General features: G+C 72.9%; 18 protein-coding genes and 1 pseudogene. 7 read left to right on the top strand and 12 right to left on the bottom strand.

Going from position 1 to position 19,847, the window contains the following annotated elements; genetic code table 11:
• Nucleotides 1-56: 56 nt before the first annotated feature.
• The 3 genes from AB0412_RS00905 to AB0412_RS00915 form a co-directional block, all read right to left on the bottom strand.
• A complete protein-coding gene (locus AB0412_RS00905; RefSeq protein WP_366400289.1) occupies nucleotides 57-1,214 on the bottom strand; it encodes an alkaline phosphatase PhoX in 1,158 nt (385 codons plus the stop codon).
• A 168-nt stretch (nucleotides 1,215-1,382) separates the two neighbouring features.
• Nucleotides 1,383-2,861 (bottom strand): ATP-binding protein, encoded by a 1,479-nt coding sequence (locus AB0412_RS00910; RefSeq protein ID WP_366400290.1) that lies wholly within the window; start codon nucleotides 2,859-2,861, stop codon nucleotides 1,383-1,385.
• The gene (locus tag AB0412_RS00915) at nucleotides 2,858-3,679 is read right to left on the bottom strand and encodes a winged helix-turn-helix domain-containing protein (protein WP_366400291.1); all 822 of its coding nucleotides are present in this window, start codon (nucleotides 3,677-3,679) and stop codon (nucleotides 2,858-2,860) included. Before AB0412_RS00915 ends, AB0412_RS00910 begins: the two co-directional genes overlap by 4 nt.
• Nucleotides 3,680-3,875: 196 nt before the next feature.
• On the opposite strand from AB0412_RS00915, the gene AB0412_RS00920 reads away from it, so the two are divergent.
• The 3 genes from AB0412_RS00920 to AB0412_RS00930 are packed head-to-tail and all read left to right on the top strand — an operon-like array spanning nucleotide 3,876 to nucleotide 7,383.
• Entirely contained in the window at nucleotides 3,876-4,481 is a 606-nt protein-coding gene (locus AB0412_RS00920) for a carbonic anhydrase (RefSeq protein ID WP_366400292.1), read from the top strand.
• On the top strand, nucleotides 4,478-6,418 hold the full coding sequence (locus AB0412_RS00925) for a SulP family inorganic anion transporter (protein ID WP_366400293.1): 1,941 nt from the start codon (nucleotides 4,478-4,480) through the stop codon (nucleotides 6,416-6,418). The genes AB0412_RS00920 and AB0412_RS00925 overlap by 4 nt, the downstream gene beginning before the upstream one ends.
• A 32-nt stretch (nucleotides 6,419-6,450) precedes the next feature.
• Nucleotides 6,451-7,383 carry an oxidoreductase gene (locus AB0412_RS00930; RefSeq protein WP_366400294.1) on the top strand — a complete coding sequence of 311 codons (933 nt, stop codon included), beginning with the start codon at nucleotides 6,451-6,453 and terminating at the stop codon, nucleotides 7,381-7,383.
• A 13-nt stretch (nucleotides 7,384-7,396) separates the two neighbouring features.
• On the opposite strand, the gene AB0412_RS00935 is transcribed toward AB0412_RS00930, so the two are convergent.
• The 4 genes from AB0412_RS00935 to AB0412_RS00950 all read right to left on the bottom strand — a co-directional run bounded on the left by AB0412_RS00935 (nucleotide 7,397) and on the right by AB0412_RS00950 (nucleotide 12,715).
• Complete coding sequence (locus AB0412_RS00935) at nucleotides 7,397-8,350, bottom strand: superoxide dismutase (RefSeq protein ID WP_366400295.1); 954 nt, start codon at nucleotides 8,348-8,350, stop codon at nucleotides 7,397-7,399.
• A 193-nt stretch (nucleotides 8,351-8,543) separates the two neighbouring features.
• Nucleotides 8,544-8,894, bottom strand: a complete 351-nt coding sequence (gene nirD / locus AB0412_RS00940) for a nitrite reductase small subunit NirD (protein WP_366400296.1) — start codon at nucleotides 8,892-8,894, stop codon at nucleotides 8,544-8,546.
• Complete coding sequence (gene nirB / locus AB0412_RS00945; RefSeq protein ID WP_366400297.1) at nucleotides 8,891-11,497, bottom strand: nitrite reductase large subunit NirB; 2,607 nt, start codon at nucleotides 11,495-11,497, stop codon at nucleotides 8,891-8,893. Before nirB ends, nirD begins: the two co-directional genes overlap by 4 nt.
• Nucleotides 11,498-12,715 (bottom strand): FAD-dependent oxidoreductase, encoded by a 1,218-nt coding sequence (locus AB0412_RS00950; protein ID WP_366400298.1) that lies wholly within the window; start codon nucleotides 12,713-12,715, stop codon nucleotides 11,498-11,500.
• Nucleotides 12,716-12,910: 195 nt separating this feature from the next.
• On the opposite strand from AB0412_RS00950, the gene AB0412_RS00955 reads away from it, so the two are divergent.
• Entirely contained in the window at nucleotides 12,911-13,693 is a 783-nt protein-coding gene (locus AB0412_RS00955) for a TSUP family transporter (protein WP_366400299.1), read from the top strand.
• Between the two features lie 108 nt (nucleotides 13,694-13,801).
• Here the strand turns inward: AB0412_RS00955 and AB0412_RS00960 are convergent.
• Nucleotides 13,802-14,776, bottom strand: a pseudogene (locus tag AB0412_RS00960) (histidine kinase); the annotation flags it as partial.
• 65 nt (nucleotides 14,777-14,841) lie between these two features.
• Nucleotides 14,842-15,501, bottom strand: a complete 660-nt coding sequence (locus AB0412_RS00965) for a response regulator transcription factor (protein WP_366400300.1) — start codon at nucleotides 15,499-15,501, stop codon at nucleotides 14,842-14,844.
• A gap of 455 nt (nucleotides 15,502-15,956) precedes the next feature.
• On the opposite strand from AB0412_RS00965, the gene AB0412_RS00970 reads away from it, so the two are divergent.
• Both AB0412_RS00970 and AB0412_RS00975 read left to right on the top strand, forming a co-directional pair.
• Entirely contained in the window at nucleotides 15,957-16,823 is an 867-nt protein-coding gene (locus tag AB0412_RS00970) for a DUF4258 domain-containing protein (protein WP_366400301.1), read from the top strand.
• A 24-nt stretch (nucleotides 16,824-16,847) separates the two neighbouring features.
• A complete protein-coding gene (locus tag AB0412_RS00975; RefSeq protein ID WP_366400302.1) occupies nucleotides 16,848-17,072 on the top strand; it encodes a DUF2283 domain-containing protein in 225 nt (74 codons plus the stop codon).
• 4 nt (nucleotides 17,073-17,076) lie between these two features.
• On the opposite strand, the gene AB0412_RS00980 is transcribed toward AB0412_RS00975, so the two are convergent.
• Nucleotides 17,077-17,991, bottom strand: coding sequence for an NAD(P)-binding domain-containing protein (locus tag AB0412_RS00980; protein WP_366400303.1), 915 nt, complete (start codon nucleotides 17,989-17,991; stop codon nucleotides 17,077-17,079).
• A 107-nt stretch (nucleotides 17,992-18,098) separates the two neighbouring features.
• On the opposite strand from AB0412_RS00980, the gene AB0412_RS00985 reads away from it, so the two are divergent.
• Nucleotides 18,099-18,488, top strand: a complete 390-nt coding sequence (locus tag AB0412_RS00985; RefSeq protein ID WP_366400304.1) for a helix-turn-helix domain-containing protein — start codon at nucleotides 18,099-18,101, stop codon at nucleotides 18,486-18,488.
• On the opposite strand, the gene AB0412_RS00990 is transcribed toward AB0412_RS00985, so the two are convergent.
• Both AB0412_RS00990 and AB0412_RS00995 read right to left on the bottom strand, forming a co-directional pair.
• Nucleotides 18,426-19,076: a class F sortase gene (locus tag AB0412_RS00990; protein WP_366400305.1), complete on the bottom strand. Its 651-nt coding sequence runs from the start codon at nucleotides 19,074-19,076 to the stop codon at nucleotides 18,426-18,428. The two genes, AB0412_RS00985 and AB0412_RS00990, sit on opposite strands and share 63 nt — an antisense overlap.
• Before the next feature lie 114 nt (nucleotides 19,077-19,190).
• Nucleotides 19,191-19,748 carry a hypothetical protein gene (locus AB0412_RS00995; RefSeq protein WP_366400306.1) on the bottom strand — a complete coding sequence of 186 codons (558 nt, stop codon included), beginning with the start codon at nucleotides 19,746-19,748 and terminating at the stop codon, nucleotides 19,191-19,193.
• Nucleotides 19,749-19,847: the final 99 nt, after the last annotated feature.

Genomic DNA, 19,847 nt, shown 5'->3' on the forward strand with positions numbered 1-19,847 from the left:
GTGAACGTGACGTGACTGGAGGGTAGCTCTCCGCTACGACCCCGGGGCGCCTTCCGCTACGCCCTGAACGGGCCCCGCACCTCGTACGTGATTCCGCCCGACGAACTTCCGCTCGTCCCGCGCTGGCTGGAGAAGTACAGGCGGCTGCCGTCCGGGGAGAACGCCGGGCCGGTGATCTCCGAGCCCGACTGGCCGTCGATGCGGAGGAAGGGGGCGACCACGTCGTCGGGGGTGATGACGCAGATCTCCATGTTTCCGCCGTCCTCGGCCACGAAGAGGTCGCCGGAGGAGGAGCCGGTGACGTTGTCGACGCCCGTCAGGGGAGCGGTGCCGCCGGTCACCAGGGAGTCGTCGTAGGCGAGTTCGATGGTCTGGGCGGCTGCGTTGTACTGCCAGACGCGGTTGTCGCCCTTGGTCGTGAACCAGCAGGTGTCGTCGGCGTAGTAGCAGCCCTCGCCGCCGTTGAAGCGCTTGGCGCCCGAGACCTGGCCGCGGGTGGCGGTCGCGCCGGACGGGTCCGGGACCCTGGCCCAGCTCACCGGGCCGCTGGTGCCGCTGCCGGCCACCAGCACCTCCAGCGTGCCGGACGACAGATCGCCCCAGGTCGTCGGCCGGAAACGGTAGAAGCAGCCGTCCGTCACGTCCTCGGTCATGTACACCACCCTGCGCACCGGGTCCGCGGCTGCCGCCTCGTGCTTGAACCGGCCCATCGCGTCACGGCGGACGGCCGCCTTCACACCCCACGGGTCGGTCTCGTAGACGTAGCCGCGGTCCACCTCCTCGCAGGACAGCCAGGTGTTCCACGGGGTCTTCCCGCCCGCGCAGTTCTGCCGGGTGCCGGACAGGATCCGGTACGCGCCCGTGATGGCGCCGGTCGCCGAGAACTTCACCGCGCCTGCGCCGCCCGACGGGTTGATCTCCGAGTTGGAGACGTAGATCCAGCCCGACCCGTCCGCGTAACAGGCGCCGCCGTCGGGGGCGTTGTGCCAGGTGTACGACGTGCCCGTGACCCGCTGGCCGGAACGGGCGATCACCCGGCTGGTGAAACCGGCGGGCAGTCTGATGCCGTTGGCGTCGGGCGACCCGAGCGCGCCGTACGGGCCCGCGCCGGGCTGGGCGGGTGCGGCGTGCGCGGCGCCGCGCCAGAGGGTGCCGCCGAGAACCGCGGAGGTGCCGCCGACGGCGGTCGCACGAAGGAAGGTACGACGTTCCACTGTCGCTCCAAGGGGCCGTGACCGTCCCGCCACCGGTCGGCGGCGGGGCCGTGCGGGGAGGAACCTAGGGGCGTGGAATGAACATGCCATGCATGGGGGTGTACGGGAGGGTGTCGGGCGACCGCGGGGCGGGTGGCCGGCTGCTGCGGGAGGTGCCCGCCGCGCGGGTCACGCCGGGAGGGCGGGGCGTTCGCACGGGCGGGCGTGCGGTGCGGCCGGCGCGTCGGCGTCCTGCGGCGGGGCCGCCGACGGGAGGCTGATCACCGCGTCCAGGCCGCCCGTCGCCGCCGCGTGCAGACTCGCCTCGCCGCCGCTGGCGTGGGCGAGCCGCTGGACCAGGGCCAGGCCCAGGCCCGTACCGCCCTTGGGGGCGCCGGGCGCCCGCCAGAACCGGTCGAAGGCGCGGGCCCGCTGCTCCGCGGTCATGCCGGGACCCTCGTCGGTGACGTGCAGGTCGACCCGGCAGGGACGGCTGTCGCGCAGGGCGCGCCGGGCCGGGGTGTGCAGCCGCAGTTCGATGGTGACCGTGCTGTCGGCGGGCGAGGCGCGCAGCGCGTTCGACAGCAGGTTGTCCAGGATCTGCTCGACCGCGCCCGGCACCGCGAACACCGGCCCCACGCTGCCCGCGAACAGCACCAGGGACACGTCCCGTCGCGCGAACATCGGCGCCCAGGAGCGGTGGCGTTCGGCGCAGATCTCGCCGATGTCCACCGGCGCCGGGGTGGCCGCGCGCTCCTCCAGGCGGGCCATCGCCAGCAGGCCCTCCACCATCCGCGCCAGCCGGTCGGTCTCGGTCAGCGCGGCGTCGAGGCTGCCGCGGGCGCGGGCCGAGACGTGCGGCTCCAGGTTCTCCAGCCGCAGCCGCAGCGCCGCGAGCGGGGTCTTCAGCTGGTGCGACGCCTCGCCGGCGAACGCCCGCTGGGAGGCGAGCAGATGGGCGAAACGGGCGGCCGTGTGGTTGAACGCGGCGGCCAGGCCGCGCACCTCGGGCGGTCCCTTGGTGACCGGCACCGGCGCGAACCGGCCGCCGTCACCCAACGCATGGGTGGCGCGCTCCAGTTGGCGGATGGGCCGGGCCGCCCAGCGGGCGAAGGCGAAGCCCGCGACGGCGACCGCCGTGAGAACGCCGAGCCCGCCCACGGCGAGCAGCAGCCACACCTGGTGGACCCGCTCGTGCACCGTCCGGGTGGGCACCGTCAGCCACACCGCGCCCTGAGGCCGCCCGCCCTCGCCGACCGGCGCCGCGACCGACAGGTACTCCACCCCGCCGATGGTCGAGGTGCGCACGTCCACCGACGCCGTGCCGTGCAGCGCGGCCTGGATGCCGGGCCGGGAGGCGAGGGCGCGGGAGGCGCGGGCGGTCAGCGGATGCGAGGCGGCGAGCGGGGCTCCCGAGGCGTCGACGATCACCACCTTCCCGCCGATGCGCCGCGCGCAGTGCGCCACCCGGGTGGGCAGATCCCGCGCGGCCCGGCCGGTGGCCAGGGACAGCGCCGTGTACGCGGCGACCGACTCGGCCTCGGTGCGCGCCGCGTTCACCACCCGCTCCCGCTCCGCACGCGAGTAGACGAAGCCGAGCGGGATCTCCAGGCAGACCAGGACCAGCGCGGCCAGGCTGAGGTAGCTCAGCAGCAGGCGGCGGGTCACGGGGAGGCACCCCGCCCGGACTCCGGCCGGGTGTGCACCGCCAGCCGGAAGCCGACGCCGCGCAGGGTGCGGATCCACGCCGGGTGCCCCAGCTTCCTGCGCAGCGCCGCCACATGGACGTCCAGTGTCCTGGTCGGCCCGTCGAAGTGCGGATCCCATACGCGGTCCAGGATCTGCTGCCGGGAGTAGACCGCGCCCGGGTCCTCGCTGAGCAGCGCCAGCAGGTCGAACTCCTTCGGCGTGAGGGGCACGGCGGTCTCGCCCACCCAGACCTGACGGGTGCGGCGGTCCACGACGAGCGGGCCCGGGTCCGGCACGGAGTCGTGCGGGGCTTCGCTCGCGGGCTCGTACGAGGGCGGTGGCTCGGGAGCGGTGACCGGCTCGTAGGAGGGCGGCGGCTCGGGTGCGGCGATCGGCTCGTAGGAGGGCGGTGGCTCGGGAGCGGTGACCGGCTCGTGGGCGCGCTGCGTCCGCCGGGTCACCGCACGCACCCGTGCCACCAACTCCCGTACGCTGAACGGTTTCGCCAGATAGTCGTCGGCACCCAGCTCCAGCCCGAGCACCCGGTCGGCCTCCTCGCCGCGGGCGCTCAGAATGAGGATCGGCACGTCGGAGACCCGGCGGATGCCCCGGCAGACGTCGATGCCGTCCATGTCCGGCAGCCCCAGGTCGAGCAGGACGACATCGCCGTACGGACCGGCCAGCCCCGCCGTGCCCGTGGCGACGTGGTCGACCGTCAGCCCGAAGTGCGCGAGGCCCTCGACGAGTGGTTCCGCGATCGTCTCGTCGTCCTCGACGAGCAGCACCTGTATGCCCATATGTTCTGTCTCTCCCGGAACTGAAACATCGGCGAAACAATTCGAGACTTCCGCTTTCCGGTCGACACGTTACAGGCGCGCCGAAAGAAATACCGAGTTCTGTCCGGATCCTGGCCGCCGCTTAACCTTCCGCTGTATCGGCGTCCCTTACGGTGCAGGAGTCGGACACCACCAACTCCCCTGTCAGGAGGCAGAGTTGAAGGCGCTGCTGGACCGTGCGCGGGCATTCAGGCGACGGGTCGATTTCGAGAGCGACGCATACCGGAAACTGGCTGACGGGCAATATCCGGAGGTGTTGTTCATCACCTGTTCGGATTCCCGTGTCATTCCCGCACTCATCACCGGAGCGCGTCCGGGCGAGATATTCGAGCTGCGGAACGCGGGCAATATCGTGCCGCCTTACGGGCGGCCCGCGGCCTCCGGCGAGGCGGCCACCATCGAGTACGCGCTCCAGGTGCTCGGGGTTCAGGACATCGTGGTGTGCGGTCACTCACACTGCGGAGCCATGGGCGCGCTGAAGTCGGGCGACGACCTGTCCGCGCTGCCCGGTGTGGACGCCTGGCTGCGGATCGCCCGCCCCGAGCTGACCCCGGTGCTCGAGACGGCCTCCGACGATCCGTCCCTGCGGGACGTGGTGCAGGGACATGTCGTCAACCAGCTGGCGGCGCTGCGCAGTTACCCCGTGGTGCGGCAGCGGGTCGGGGAGGGCCGGCTGCGGCTGCACGGCTGGTACTACGAGATCGACACCGGGAGCGTGCACGAACTCGACGACGACGGTGACTTCCGGGTGCACGCCGTATGAGCGGGGCGCATGCACGGGGACGGACCCGGTCCGCCAAGTCCGCCAAGTCTGCGAAGTCCGCCAAGACCGCCGAGCCTGCCAGGTCCTCCAGGCTCGCCAAGTCCTCCGGGCCCGCCACGTCCGGCACGTCCGGCACGTCCGGCACGTCCGGGCTCGCCACCGAGATCTCCGCCTCCCTCGTCGTCTTCCTCGTCGCCCTGCCGCTGTGCATCGGCGTCGCCGTCGCCTCAGGGGTCCGGCCCGAACTGGGGATCATCTCCGGGGTGATCGGCGGGCTCGTGGTCGGTGCGGTGCGGGGCAGCACGTTGCAGGTCAGCGGTCCGGCCGCGGGGCTCGCCGCGCTGGTCGCGGAGACCGTCGCGGAGCACGGGGTGGCCGTGCTCGCGGTGATCGTGCTGTTCGCCGGTCTGCTGCAGATCGTCCTCGGTCTGATCCGGCTCGGCCGGATGTTCCAGGCGATCTCCATCGCCGTCGTCCAGGGCATGCTCGCCGGCATCGGACTGCCGCTGATGTTCAGCCAGCTCTATCCGATGGCGGACGCCAAGGCCCCGGGCACGCCGATCGAGAACATGGCCGGGGTCCCGGATCTGACGGCCCGCATCCTGACCGACCGGCAGGCGATGATCGCCACCCTGCTCGGGGCCGTCACGATCGTGCTCAGCTTCGTGTGGAAGAAGGTCCCCGGGCCGCTCGGGAAGATCCCGGCCGCGCTGGTCGCCGTCGCACTCGGCTGCGTGGTCGCCGCACTGCCCGGGGTGGACGTACGGACCCTCCAGGTCGGCAATCTGCTGGCGTCCGTCCAGGTGCCGGGGGCCGAGGAGTTCGGGGCACTCGCGGAACCGGCCGTGCTCACCTCCGTCGTCACCTTCACGGTGATCGCCTCCGCGGAGAGCCTGTTCACCGCGGCGGCCGTCGACCGTATGCACAGCGGTCCGCGCACCCGCTACAACACCGAGCTGATCGCGCAGGGCGCGGGGAACACGCTGGCCGGTCTCGTCGGCGCGCTGCCGGTGACGGCGGTGGTCGCGCGCAGCTCCGCGAACGTGCAGGCGGGCGCGAAGACCCGGCTCTCCCGCACGCTGCACGGCCTGTGGCTGCTGGCCTTCGCCCTGCTGCTGCCCCAGGTGCTGGCGCTCATCCCGATCTCCGTGCTCGCCGGTGTCCTGGTGCACAGCGGCTGGAAGCTGCTCGCGCCGGGCGAGTTCCCGAAGATGTGGCGGCAGGACCGGGGCGAGTTCGCCGTGATGACCCTGACCATGCTGGTGATCGTGGCGACCGCGCTGCTGGAGGGCGTGCTCATCGGACTCGCCGCCGGCATCCTGCTGGCCGCGCTGCGCATGTCGCAGACGGTGATCCGGCAGCACAGCGAGGGGGACACGGCGCAGGTCGTCATGGCCGGGAACGCCACCTTCCTGCGGTTGCCGCAGGTCATCGAGGCGCTGGAGGCCGCCGCCGCGTCGGGCAGGCCGCGCATCCGGCTCGACCTGACCGGCGTGACCCATCTCGACCACGCCTGCCGCAACCAGGTCGAGGAGTTCACCGCCCAGCAGCGAGGGCTGGGAACGCGGGTCGAGCTGCTGATGCCGGGACCGGCGGCGGACAAGACCGGTACGGCAGCACGCGCGCCGCGAGCCGGGAACGGCCTGACCGGCGGAACCGCGGCGAGCCCGGGGACCGGTTCGACGTCCGGGAGTGGCCTGACGGCCTGGGACGCGGTGAGTCCGGGGGTCGGTTCGACCGCCGGGAGTGGGCCGGCGGGTGGGGGCGGGTTCACGGCCGGGCTCGGGCTGACGGCCGGGGTGGCGGTCCCGGACGACCTGCGCGCCGAGGCCGCTGCCCTGTCCGCCGCATCGCCCACGCCCGGCGCCGAGTGGTTCTACCTGGACACCCGGCCCCTGCCCGACGATTACGCCGGACGCCCGCCGCTCGTAGGGTGAGAGCCTCACCGAGCGCTGGGAGTGATCCGTCCATGTCCGGTTGGACCGTGCACGACATCCCCGATCAGAGCGGGCGCGTCGCCGTCGTCACCGGCGCCAACAGCGGGCTCGGGCTGGTGACGGCGACGGAACTGGCCCGGGCCGGTGCCCGGGTGGTGCTCGCCTGCCGCAGCGAGACCAGAGGGCGGGCGGCGCTGAACCGGCTGCGGGACGAAGTGCCGGACGCGGAGGCCGAGGTGCGCCCCCTGAACCTCGGCGACCTGGGCTCCGTACGGGAGTTCGCGCGGGCCCTGCCGTACGGGCGGGTCGATCTGCTCGTCAACAACGCGGGCGTGATGGCGCTGCCCCACGGCACGACCGCGGACGGGTTCGAGACCCAGTTCGGGGTCAACCACCTCGGGCACTTCGCCCTCACCGGGCTGCTGCTGCCCGCGCTGCTCGCGGCGCCCGAGGCCCGGGTCGTGACCGTGTCCAGCATGATGCACGCGCTGGCCAACGTCGATCTGCGGGACCTCGACAGCGGGCGCGGGTACCGGCGTTGGGTGGCCTACGCCCGCTCCAAGTCCGCCAACCTGATGTTCACGCACGAGCTGGCGCGCAGGGCGGCGGCGCACGGGGCAGGGCTGACCGCCGCCGCGGCCCACCCCGGGTACGCGGCCACCAACCTCCAGACGGCGGGCCCGCGCGCCGAAGGGCGCCGGGCCGCCGAGCGGCTGATGCGGCTCGGCAACCGGATCGTCGCCCAGTCCGCCGAGGCGGGCGCCCTCCCGCTGCTGTACGCCGCGACCGCGCCCGCCGTCCGCCCGGACGCGTTCGTCGGACCGTCCTTCGCGATGTGGCGCGGGGCGCCCGCACCGTCCTGGCGGGCGCCCTGGACCCTCGACGACACGATGACCGAACGGCTGTGGGCGGCCTCGGAGGACCTGACCGGCGTGCGCTACGCGTTGCCGAAGGCCGCCTCCTGAGACACCCCGTGCGTCACCGCAACGGCACCGCGACCGCCGTGAACGTCGTCTCCGGCGTCTGCGGACTCGTGAAGCGGGCGTTGACCAGGTAGAGACGGTCGCCGAAACGCGCGGCGGTGGCGGGGACGTCGAAGCGCGGGTCGGTGATCGAGCGGCGCAGCGTCGCGGTCGTCGCGTCGGCGTCCAGCTCGAACACGGTGACCACGTTCAGCCGGTTCTGCACCACGTACAGGGTGCGGCCGACACGGACCAGACCGTCCCCGTTGACCACGTTCTCCACGCCGGACAGGGCGATCCTGGTGGCGTGCCCGGTCCGCAGGCTCACCCGGTACAGCTCGCCCGGCGTGCTCTTGACCACGATCACGCCGCGGCCGTCGGGGGTGCTCACGATGCCGTTGGCGTTGTTGACGTCGGGCAGCTGCTCCCAGTCGCCGCCGAGCGGCAGCGCCCGGACCTCCCCGCGCCGGCCGCGCGGGACGCCGTACAGGACGGCGTCGCGCGAGTCGGTGAACCAGGCGCGGTCGCCGAGCAGCACCACGTCGTTGACGAAGTGGCCGGTGCTCCCGGTGAGCTCGTACGTGCGGACCAGGTCGCCGGTGCGGGCGTCCACGAGCCGTGCCGTGCCGCCCGCGCCGCCGGCGACGTGGAGCAGGCCGTCGCGGTCGTCCAGCTTGAGGCCGATGGCCGCGAGACCGGGGGCGCCGTCGTGGAGCACACGGCCCTTCCCGGTGCGCAGGTCGGTGCGGTAGATCGCGCCGTCGGCGCGGGAGCCCATGTAGGCGTACGGGCGGCTGCCGATGGTGATGCCCTCGGGGAGCCAGCCGTCGGGCAGCGGGAACTCGGTCGGCCAGGCGGACGAGCGGCCGGTGGCCTGCGCGCTGCCGGTGCCGGCGACCAGAGCGAGCGCGGTCGCGGTGGCACCGCCGAGGACGGCGCGCCGGGTGGGCCGGGGCTGCTGGGGAGTCATGGTTCACGCCTCCGTGTCGGGTGGATGGGGCTCGAGACGGAACGGAATGGTTGAAAACACAATGACGCCCGTCCACCTTACGCAGGACACGGCCCCGGGCGCGCGGTGCGGGCAAACGGGCATGACAGGGCGCGCGCACCCGGTCCACGGATGCGCGCGCCCTGCGCCTCGGGATCTCCGCCCTACGCGGTGATCACACCGCCTTCACCTCGTACGCCGTCACGCGTACGCCCTCGTCGTCCAGGCACTGCCCCGTCTCCAGGTCGAAGCGCTGCTTGAGCAGCGGCGAGGCGACGAAGGGGCGGCCCTGGTGGCTGCCGGTGAGGCCGCGGGAGAGGACCGCCGCGCCGGTGAACGGATCGCGGTTGTCGATGGCGTAGAGGCGGCCGGCGCGGTCGCTGAAGACGGCGACCTGGCGGCCGTCGGGCAGCAGCGCCGCCACCCCGCGGCCCGGGATCAGCGTGCTGAGGTCACAGACCGTGAACCAGTCGTCCGCCAGGCGGAGCTGGACCTTCAGGTCGGTCGTCTCGAGTGCCAGGGTCATCGCTGGGCGCTTCCTTCCAGGATCTCGTCGGCGGGGCGCAGGCCGATGTTCAGCAGCGGCAGGTCGGGCTTGATCTGGTCGCGCTCGGGGACGAAGGCGACCACCGGGTCGGGGGTGTCCGGGGCGTTGACGAAGGACACGAACCGGGCGAGCTTCTCGGGGTCGTTGATGGTCTCCGCCCACTCGTCGCGGTAGTGCGAGACGTGCGCGGCCATCAGGGCCTCCAGCTCGTCGCAGATGCCGAGCGAGTCGTGCACGACGACGTCCCGCACGTGGTCCAGGCCGCCGGGGATCCGCTCCAGCCAGGTGGAGGTGCGCTCGAGACGGTCGGCGGTGCGGATGTAGAACATCAGGAACCGGTCGATCAGGCGGATCAGCTCGGCGTCGGAGAGGTCCTGCGCGAGCAGGTCGGCGTGGCGCGGAGTGGCGCCGCCGTTGCCGCCGACGTAGAGGTTCCAGCCGTTGGCGGTGGCGATCACGCCGAAGTCCTTCGACTGGGCCTCGGCGCACTCGCGCTGGCAGCCGGACACCGCCGACTTCAGCTTGTGGGGCGACCTGAGCCCCCGGTAGCGCAGCTCCAGGTCGATCGCCATGCGGACGGAGTCCTGGACGCCGTAGCGGCACCAGGTCTGCCCGACACAGGACTTCACCGTGCGCAGCGACTTGCCGTAGGCGTGGCCGGACTCGAAGCCGGCGTCGACCAGCCGGGCCCAGATCAGCGGCAGTTGCTCGACCCGCGCGCCGAACATGTCGATCCGCTGACCACCGGTGATCTTCGTGTAGAGGCCGAAGTCGCGGGCGATCTCGCCGATCACGATGAGCTTCTCGGGCGCGATCTCCCCGCCGGGGATGCGCGGCACGACCGAGTACGAGCCGTTCTTCTGCAGGTTGGCCAGGAAGTGGTCGTTGGTGTCCTGCAGGGCCGCCTGCTCGCCGTCCAGGACGTAGTTGCTGGCGCCGATCGCGGGGGCGAGGGAGGCGATGATCGAGCCGACGGCCGGCTTGCAGATCTCGCAGCCGTCTCCGCCCCGGGCGCCCTCGCGGCCGTAGCGGTCGAGGAGGTCCTGGTAGGAGGTGATGCGCAGGGCGAGGACGATCTCGTACAGCTCCTCGCGGGTCTGGGAGAAGCAGCCGCACAGGCCCTTGTCGACCTCGACGCCGCTCGCCTCCAGCTCGGCGTTGACCAGCTGGCCGAGCACCTTCACGCAACTGCCGCAGCCGGTACCGGCCTTGGTGCACTTCTTCACCTCGGGCACGGTGGTGCACCGGTGCTCGGTGACCGCGCCGCGGACGGTGCCCTTGGTGACGTTGTGGCAGGAGCAGATCACCGCGTCGTCGGGCAGCGCGGACGGGCCGAGCTGGGCACCCGAGCCGGCACCGGCCGGCAGCACCAGCGACTCGGGCGCGATCGGCGGGACCGAGCCGGTCAGCGCGCGCAGCGTGCCGTACGCCTCCGCGTCGCCGACCAGGATGCCGCCGAGCAGCGTGCCGTCGCGGCCGATGACCAGCTTCTTGTACAGGCCCGCGCGGGAGTCGGAGTAGACGACGTCCAGGCAGTCCTCGGTCGTGCCGTGCGCGTCGCCGAAGGACGCCACGTCCACGCCGAGCAGCTTGAGCTTGGTCGACAGGTCCGCGCCGGTGAAGGCCGCCTCGTCCTCGGCGATGGTCGCGGCGGCCGTCTCGGCCTGCTCGTAGCCGGGGGCCACCAGGCCGTAGACCCGGCCGTCCGCCGCCAGGGCGCACTCGCCGATCGCGAAGACGTGCGGGTCGGTGACGCTGCGGCACTGCTCGTCGACGGTGATGCCGCCGCGCTCGCCGACCGCGAGGCCGCAGTCGCGGGCCAGCTGGTCGCGGGGGCGGACACCGGCGGAGAACACCACCATGTCGGTGGCGAGTTCGGAGCCGTCGGACAGCTTCATGCCGGTGACGGCACCGTCCGCGCCGACCACGATCTCCTGCGTGCCGACGCCCGTGTGGACGGACAGGCCCATCTCCTCGATGGTGCGCAGCAGCGCCGCACCACCGCCCTCGTCGACCTGCACGGGCATCAGCCGCGGCGCGAACTCCACGATGTGCGAGGTCAGTCCGAGGCCCTTGAGGGCGCCGGCCGCCTCCAGGCCCAGCAGACCGCCGCCGACCACCGCGCCCACGGTCGCCTTCTTCGCGTACTCCTCGATCGCGAGCAGGTCCTCGATGGTGCGGTACACGAAGCAGCCCTCGGCGTCCTTGTTCGGCACCGGCGGCACGAACGGGTAGGAGCCGGTGGCCAGCACGAGGACGTCGTAGTCGACGACCAGCCCGGAGCGGGCGGTGACCCTGCGCGCCGCGCGGTCGATGCTCTGCGCCGGGTCTCCGACGTGCAGCTCGATGCCGTGGTCCTTGATGAACTCCAGGTCCGTCATGGACAGGTCCTCGGGCGTGCGGCCCGAGAAGTACGAGGTGAGCTGGACGCGGTCGTACGCGGGGCGCGGCTCCTCGCACAGCACGACCACGCGGTGCGTGGCGGTCAGGCCGCGCTCGGCGAGCGCTTCGAGGAAGCGCTGGCCGACCATGCCGTGGCCGACGAGCACGATCGTGGGGGTGCCCCCCGGGTTGGCGGTCATTCAGGAGCCTCCATCGTTGGTGAGCAGGTGGAGCAGGGGCCCGCCGCCGGAGGGGAGCGGCTCTGCTCCCTCCCAGGCGCGCGCGAGGGCGCCGACGGTGCCGAGTTCGCCGACGAGAACCCCGCCGACCAGGCGGTCGTCGCGGACGACGACCTTGCGGTAGGTGCCCCGGGTGGCGTCGGTGAGCTGGACGACGTCGTCGCCCGGCAGCGGCTCGGTCTCGCCGAACGCCGCGAGGTCGAAGGGGCCCTCGTGCCCGGTGAGCGTGAGCCGGGTCAGCGAACGGGTGCCGGTGTAGCGGGAGTCCGCGTCCCCGGCGAGCAGCTCGGCGAGCGCGTCGGCCTGTTCGAGCGCCGGGGTGGCCAGCCCGTACACCGTTCCGGCGTGCTGGACGCAGTCGCCGACGGCGTGGATGTACGGGTCGGAGGTGCGCAGCTCGTCGTCGACGACGATGCCCTTGCCGACGTCGAGGCCGGCCGCCTTCGCGAGCGCCACCCTCGGGCGCACCCCGCAGGCCAGCACCACGATGTCGGCGTCGAGGGCGTAGCCGTCGGCCATCTCGACCGAGCGGACCGCGCCGGCGACGCAGCGCACGTCCCGCACCCGGCACTCGGTGTGCACCTCCACGCCGAGGTCGGTCAGATGCCGCTTGACCAGCTTGGACGCGGCCGGGTCGAGCTGGCGCTCCATCAGCCGCTCGGACTGCTGGGCGAGGACGACCTGGGCGCCGCGCACGGCGAGCGCGCGGGCCGCGGAGACCCCGAGCAGGCCGCCGCCGATGACGACCACCCGCACGCCGGGCCGTACCGCCTTGGCCAGCCCCAGGCAGTCGTCCATGGTGCGGAAGGCGTGCACGCCCTCGGGCAGCTCGTGATCGGCGGTGAACAGTCCGCGCAGCGGCGGCAGCACCGGGTTGGAGCCGGTGGCGAGGACCAGCCGGCCGTATGCGATCACCGAGCCGTCCGCGCAGGTGACGGTCCGGCCGGCGCGGTCGATGCCGGTGACCCGGGCGCGGGTCAGCTCCGCGGGCGCCGGCAGGGCGATCACCTCGGGGCTGTAACGCCCGGCCAGCACCTCGGCGAGCAGGACCCGGTTGTAGGGCCGGTGCTCCTCCTCGCCGATCAGCGTCACGGGCGTGCCGAGCTCGCCGAGCCGCCGGGCGAGACGTACGCCCGCGAGGCCGGAGCCGATCACCACCACACGCTCATTCGAGGTCATGCCATCGAGCGTGCGGTGCGGGTGTTTCCCGGCAGCATCCCTTCTGTTTCCCGCGAGGAACGCTGCCCTCAGCGGGGGAGCGGGGTGGATGTGAGGGTTCCCGGGGCTCGGTGGGGCGGGGCTGTGAGGAGGCCAACCTCAGAAAACGCTCATCTTGATGGACGGCACAACTATCCGGTTCATAGGGTCGCGGCCATGCCCGACATCTCCCTGACCATGGTCGTCCTGCTCTGCCTCGCGGCGCTCGCCGCCGGCTGGATCGACGCCGTGGTCGGCGGTGGAGGGCTGCTGCTGTTGCCGGTGCTGCTGCTCGGACTGCCGGCCGGGACCCCGGCCGCGCACGCGCTCGGCACCAACAAGGCGGTCGCGATCGTAGGCACGACGGGCGCGGCGGTGACGTACGCCCGCAAGGCGCCGGTCGACGTGCGGACGGCGGTCCGCATCGGCCTCGCCGCCCTCGCCGGATCCTCCGCCGGGGCGTTCTTCGCGGCCGGTATGAGCACGGACGTCCTCAAACCGGTGATCATGGTGGTGCTGCTCGGGGTGGCCGCCTTCGTGATCCTGCGCCCCGCCTTCGGCACGGCCCCCGCCACCGGCCCGGCGACCGCGCGCCGGATCCTCGCGGCGATCGGCCTGGCCGGCCTGGGCATCGGCTTCTACGACGGCTTCATCGGCCCCGGCACCGGCACGTTCCTCGTCCTGGCCCTCACCGCCCTGCTCCACCTCGACCTCGTCACGGCCTCCGCCACCGCCAAGATCGTCAACTGCTGCACCAACGCGGGCGCCCTGGCGATGTTCGCCTGGCAGGGCGCGGTCCTGTGGCAGCTGGCCGCCCTGATGGCCGTCTTCAATCTGGCAGGCGGCACCCTCGGCGCCCACACGGCCCTGAAGAAGGGCAGCGGCTTCGTCCGCATCGTGCTGCTGACGGTGGTGTTCGCCCTGGTGGGCAACATGGCGTACGAGCAGTGGGTGGCCTGACCGACCCCACGCGACCGGACCGGGGGAGTGGCCGACCGGCGCCGCGCTCACGGGCAGAAGCGCCCGCACCACGAAGCCGCCGCCGGGTGCCGGACCGGCGTGGAACTCCCCGTTGAGGAGGAGAACCCGTTCCCGCAGTCCCACCAGACCGTGCCCTCCTCCGGGGAGTCGCGACGCTGGTCCGGCCGGATGCGGAGGCGAATTGTGCACCTCCACGCGCAGGTGGCCGCCGACGAGGTGTACTCGTACGCGCGCACGAGCGCCGGGGGCGTGCTTGCGGATGTTGGTGAGGGCCTCCTGGCATGTGCGGTAGGCGGCCCGTTCCACAGCCTCGGGCACCTTGACGACGACGGCCGGCACCTCGAGATCGGCGGGGACCCCGCAGCCGCGTACCAGCTCGGGAAGGTCCGCGAGGCACGGATGGATGCGGCCGAGGACACCCTCCGCCTCCGCGCCACCCGAGGTCCTGAGCACTCCCACCATGTGCCGCAGCTCGGTGATGGTCTGCGCCGACAACTCGTGGATCAGCCGAGCGCCCGCCCGGACGTCCGTGTCCTCGAGCCGGCCGACCTCCAGCGCTGCCGCCTGAAGGCTGATCAGACCCACCTTGTGCGCGACCACGTCGTGCATCTCCCGAGCCAGCCGGTTGCGTTCGCCGGCCAGCACCCGTTCGGTGAGGAGACGGTTCTCCCAGGCCCGTCTCGCCGCCATCTCCCTCAGCCGCTCCTGCCGGGACCGCGCCGACCGGCCGAGCACGACGACGGCCGTGGCCACCCCGCAGCAGTCCAGGGCCACCAGCATGGTTGCCCGGTCGAGCACGAGAGAGGACACGCCTGTCAGCGGGTGGGGGAGAAACCACGCCGCGGCCACCGCCGCCCCGCCTGCCGCACCGACGAGGACGCGGCTGCGCCGCAGGGCGACGCAGTACAACGCGATAAGGGGAGCGAAGGCGAGGTGACCGAGATACAGGCCCGGCAGCCCGATGAGCAGGGGGAGCTCGGGCGCTCGCCGACGCAGCAGCAGCGCCCAGGCGGCGCCGACGGCCAGCCAGGTTCCGGGACCGGCTGACAGCCCGTTGACCATGAGCCCGTCGACGAGGGCCACGACGACCGGAAGCGCGTGGGAGGCGGCACGCGCCGCGGCCCCGCTCACCACTCGTCCCGCGGGGAACCGGCCAGGTCCGCCCGATCAGCGACCACCGCGGCCTGTACACGGTTGAGGCCGCCGAGCTTGGCCAGCAGCGAGCTGACATGGTCCTTGACGGTGCTGTGCGCGAGGTGCAGTCTGCCCGCGATGGCACGGTTGCTGAGCCCGGCTCCGACCAGGGCCAGCACTTGGCGCTCACGCTCGCTCAGTACCCGGACGCGGCGTTCGGCCTCAGCGTCGCGGCCGGAGGCCAGGTAACCGTCGATCACCCGTCCGGCCGCCTCGGGAGCCAGCAGCCTGCCACCGGCGGCCAGGACCCGCACCGCATGGATCAGCTGCTCGGGTGCGGTGTTCTTCAGCAGATATCCGGCCGCGCCCTGACGCAACGCCTGGTCCACGTGGTCGCCGCTGTCGAACGTGGTCAGCATCGCCACCGCCGGGGGATTCGGCAGCCGCACGACCTCGCGCAGCACGGCCGGCCCGTCCACGACGGGCATACGGATGTCCAGCAGCAGGACGTCCACGCTCCGCCTGCGCACGGTCTCGACGGCGTTCACACCGGGGCAGTCGGCCACCACCGTGAGATCCTCCGCGGAATCGAGGATCACGCGCAGCCCGGCGCGGGCCAACGGCTCGTCGTCCACAACCGCGACTCGAATCACTCTCGCTCCCCACCTACGTGCGGTCTGCCCGCCGCTCGGTACGACGGAAGTCCGCCGCGGGGCGTTGCGCCGCGACCGTGTGCCACCTGCCACACGCGGCGTCCCGGCGTGCCCGCGAACCGTCCCGCGGGTCCGGCGACTTCGGCAACCGGCCCTCCGGCAACCGGCTCCCGCCCCATCCGCAGTCCGCCCTCCCCGGTGCCCTGCCGCCGCAGTTCCCCCTGGCCCCTCCGTTCGGCGCCCTACCCCGCCGAACGGCGGATTCGCCTCCCGCTCATCGACGGATGTCGGCAGCCGGCCCACCGTTGCGATGATCCGTTGCACCGATCAACCGACGCCCCCTCTGCGGGCCTTCAGCAAGGAATCACATGCACGGCACCCAAGTCCGACCGGTCCGATCCCGACGCACTACGGCACGCATCCTGGTGGCGGCCTGTACGGCAGGCGCGGTACTGGTGACCGCCACGGAGGCGCACGCGGCGGCCGACCACGCCGACGCGAGGTCCGCCCGTGTCGCGCAGGCGGCCCAGACGATCGAACACGTCACGGGGACCGCCGACCTGGTGCGCCCGACCCCGCTCGGCGGTGGTGCCGCCCGCGCGGAGCTGACCACTGAGACGTCCACCACGCACATCACCGCGCCCGCCACCGCCGACGGATCCCTGGAACTCACCCACGACGGCGAGGTGCTCCGTCTCAGCCTTCCCGGCAGTGGTGACTCGGCAGCCACGGTGAGTGCCAACGGAACTGTCGTGTATCCCGGTGCCGGAGACTTCGACCTCGCCGTCCAGCCCAACCGGGACGGGGTGCGCACCCTGGTCACGCTCAAGGACGCGGATGCCCCGACCGAGTACCGCTTCCCGCTCGGTCTGCCCGCAGACGCGGCCCTCGATCGACTGGAGGACGGGACCATCCTGGTCAGCCGGGGTGAGGAATACCTCGGCACGTTCGACGCGCCCTGGGCGAAGGACGCGAGCGGCGAGGCGGTGCCCACCGACTACCGCATCGAGGACGGCGCGCTCGTGCAGACCGTGCGGCCCGGGCCGAACACGGCCTACCCGGTGGTGGCGGACCCCGCGTGGTTCATCCCCCTCGCGATCGTCGCCGGACGGCTTCTGCTCTCCACCGGCGTCAAGAGCATCTCCCGGCACGCCGCCAAGCGCATGGCCCAGCGGGGCATCAGCGAGGAGATGGTTGCGCGTACCGTGAAGAACGGCAAGAAGACCAAGGGCAAGACGGCCGGTACCTGGAAGTACGTCAGCGGAAAGATCTGGGTGGTGGTCAACAAGGCCGGGAACGTCGTGTCCGTTGGCCGCAACTGATCGCCGCTCGCTGGGAGTTCAGACATGCACATCGAGTATGACCGGGAGAACGACACCGCCTACGTCTCCTTCGTCGCCCGTATCGCTGACGGAGCCGCCGTCCGGCAGGTCGCCGTCGACGGGGTCGCGCCGGAGGCCGAGGTGATGCTCGACCTGGACGCGGCGGGGCGCATGCTCGGGATCGAGGTGATCGGGGCCCGTCGCGTCCTGCCGGCCGAACTGCTGGACGGGGCGCCGTCCGTGAGCTGAGAGGTCAGGGCGTGGGACCGGTGGGCCGGACCAGCAGGTCGATCATGCCCGTCCCGTCCTCGTCGCCGTGGCCGGCGGCGACGTGGCGGGCCATCAGGTCCATGTACGGCGTCAGCAGCTCGGGGCTGACGCCCTGTTCCTCGGCCGTGCGGAGCAGGGTGGCGTTGCCCGCGGACTGCATGGCGAGGTTGGAGACCACGTCCTTGGTGTAGTCGCCGCTCTCCAGCTGCTCGGCGGTCCGGTGCACGGCCGGGGTCATCGCGGTGAGCCAGGAGGCGAGGAGGGGAGCGAAGTCCCCCGGGGGGATGTTCTCCCGGCGGATCAGGGCGAAGGCGTGGGTGACTCCGGCGAACAGGCCGCCCATCGCGCTCAGCAGCGCCACGTCGTGCAGCGCGGCGAAGCCCGGGTCGTCCCCGGTGTACCGGGTGCCGGCCGGGACGGCGAGGGTGTCCTCGTGCTCCTCGAACAGGGCGCGCGAGCCGCTGTAGAACACGTACGCGCCGGACTTCTCGTCGCCGATCATCGGCGGTACCGCCATGATCCCGCCGTCCAGGAAACGGGCGCCGCGCGCCCCGGCCCAGGCGGCGCGGGCGCGGGCCTCGCCCGGGGTGCCGGTGGTGAGGTTCACCAGGTCCCGCCCGGCCAGATCGGCGCCGTCCAGTGCCGCGCCGACGGAGGCGTCGTCCAGCAGGCAGGCGATCACCAGACGGCTCGCGGCCACCGCCTCGGCGGCGCTCGCGGCGACGGCGGCGCCCTCGGCGGCCAGGGGCTCGGCGCGTGCGGGCGTGCGGTTCCAGACGGTCACCGGATGCCCGGCGGCGAGCCAGGCGCGGGCCAGCGCGGAGCCCATGTCACCGGTGCCGAGGACGGTCACGGGAGTGGGGGAAACAGGAAGCGGAGCAACGGTGTTGTCGGTCATGGCGACTACGCTCGCCGCGGGGAAGGGCCTGATCAAGTACGTACTTCGAAGTGGGCGCTTACCCCGGGGAAAGGGTGCAGGCAGCGACGTGGGACGGGGTGGCGTGCATGGCGACGGGACGGCGGCCGGGCGGTCACGTGTGCGGGATCGACGCGGCGATGGACGTGATCGGCGGCAAGTGGAAGGTGCTCATCCTGTGGGCGCTGTCGGTGCGGGCGTGCCGCTTCGGCGAGCTGCGCAGAGAGCTGCCCGGCATCACCGAGAAGGTGCTCGCCTCGCATCTGCGCGAGCTGGAGGCCGACGGCATCGTGCACCGCGAGGATCACGACGAGGTGCCGCCCCGCGTGGAGTACTCGCTCACCCCGGAGGGCGCCGCCCTCAACGCGGCGCTGGAGCCGCTGGGGGAGTGGGGCAGGGCTCATGCGCTGCGGGCGTCAGCGGCTGCCGGTGAGGTGGGCGAAGACGACCACGTTGCCCTGGTAGCCCGTGGTGCGTGAGTAGCCGCCGCCGCAGGTGATGACGCGCAGCTCGGGGCGCTTCGCCGCGCCGTAGACCTTCCGGTCGGGGAAGTCCCGCGCGTCGTAGACCTCGACGGCGTCCACGGTGAACACCGCGACGCTGCCGTCGCGGCGGTCCACCTCGATGGTGCCGCCCTTGCGCAGGGCGCCGAGGGAGTAGAACACGGCCGGGCCGTCGGCGTTGTCGACATGGCCCGCGATGATCGCGGTGCCGGTCTCGCCGGGGGTGGTGCCGGCCTCGTACCAGCCGGCCAGGTTCTCCCGGTCGGCGGGCGGCACGTCGAGGCTGCCGGAGCCGGTCAGACCGAGGCCCGTCAGCGGGGCGTTCACCTCGATCGCGGGGATGCGGACCCGGTCGGGCGGGGAGGGCGGCAGCGCGGGGGCCGCGGCCCGGCCGCCGCCGTGGTCGTCACCACCGGAGCGCGCCTGCGCGACGGACGGCTGCGGCGGCGCCTGCGACTCGGCGCCGCTGCGCAGCAGCCACATCCCCGAGCACAGCGCGAACACCGTGACGGCGGCTATGGCGGCGTTGCCCGGACTGCCGATCCTGCACAAGCTGCGGCGCATGACGAACTGACCTCTCCTGAATCGGCCCCGTGCCCCCCTCCGGGCCGCGAGGGGCGTCGGACCCGGAGGGGGAGGGACATGCGGTACCGGCGGACGGGCAGCGGAGGGTGCCCGTCAGATCCCGTCGCCTCTCGCCCGGCGATGCAGGAGCCAGGTACCGCCCGCGGCGGCGACGGCCAGTGCCGCCACGCCTGCCGCGGTCTGCACGGGGTCGGGGCCCAACGCGCCCCCGACCCCCGTCTTCACACTTCCTCGCGGGTACACCTGCTGCGCCCCGGCCGACAGCGTGACCACCAGGTCGCCCGCCACCCGCCGGCCGCTCTCCGCGCAGGTCGCGACGATCTCGTACGTCCCCGGCTGCGCACTCGGCGGCACCCGGAACTGCCCGATCATCTCCTGCTCGTGCGTGCTCGGCGCCAGCGTGAAGCGGCCCGCGCCCACCGCGGTGGCGTCGCCCTCCGTCGCGCCCTCGTCGTCGCACGCCGCCGTGTTCACCGTGACCTGCCCGCCCGGCACGGCCGACGACGGGTAGACGTCCAGGCTCCCGGCCGACGTGCCGAAGGGGCGGCCGTTTGGGGCGGTGGCCTGACCGGCGTACGCGGGTGCCGCGAGCGCCCCCGCGGTGGCCACGGCGAGCGCGGTGCCGGTCAGCAGCCGGGCGGTACGTCGCATCGATGCTCCCTCGAGCTCACCAAGGGAGCACGGCCCGCGGCACCCCCATGTGCCGCCGTCGGACGCGTCCCTGCCCTACCGAGGTAAGTGCCGGCGGGC

Origin of the sequence: Streptomyces sp. NPDC052012 (assembly GCF_040689265.1) — a bacterium.
GTDB lineage: Bacteria > Actinomycetota > Actinomycetes > Streptomycetales > Streptomycetaceae > Streptomyces.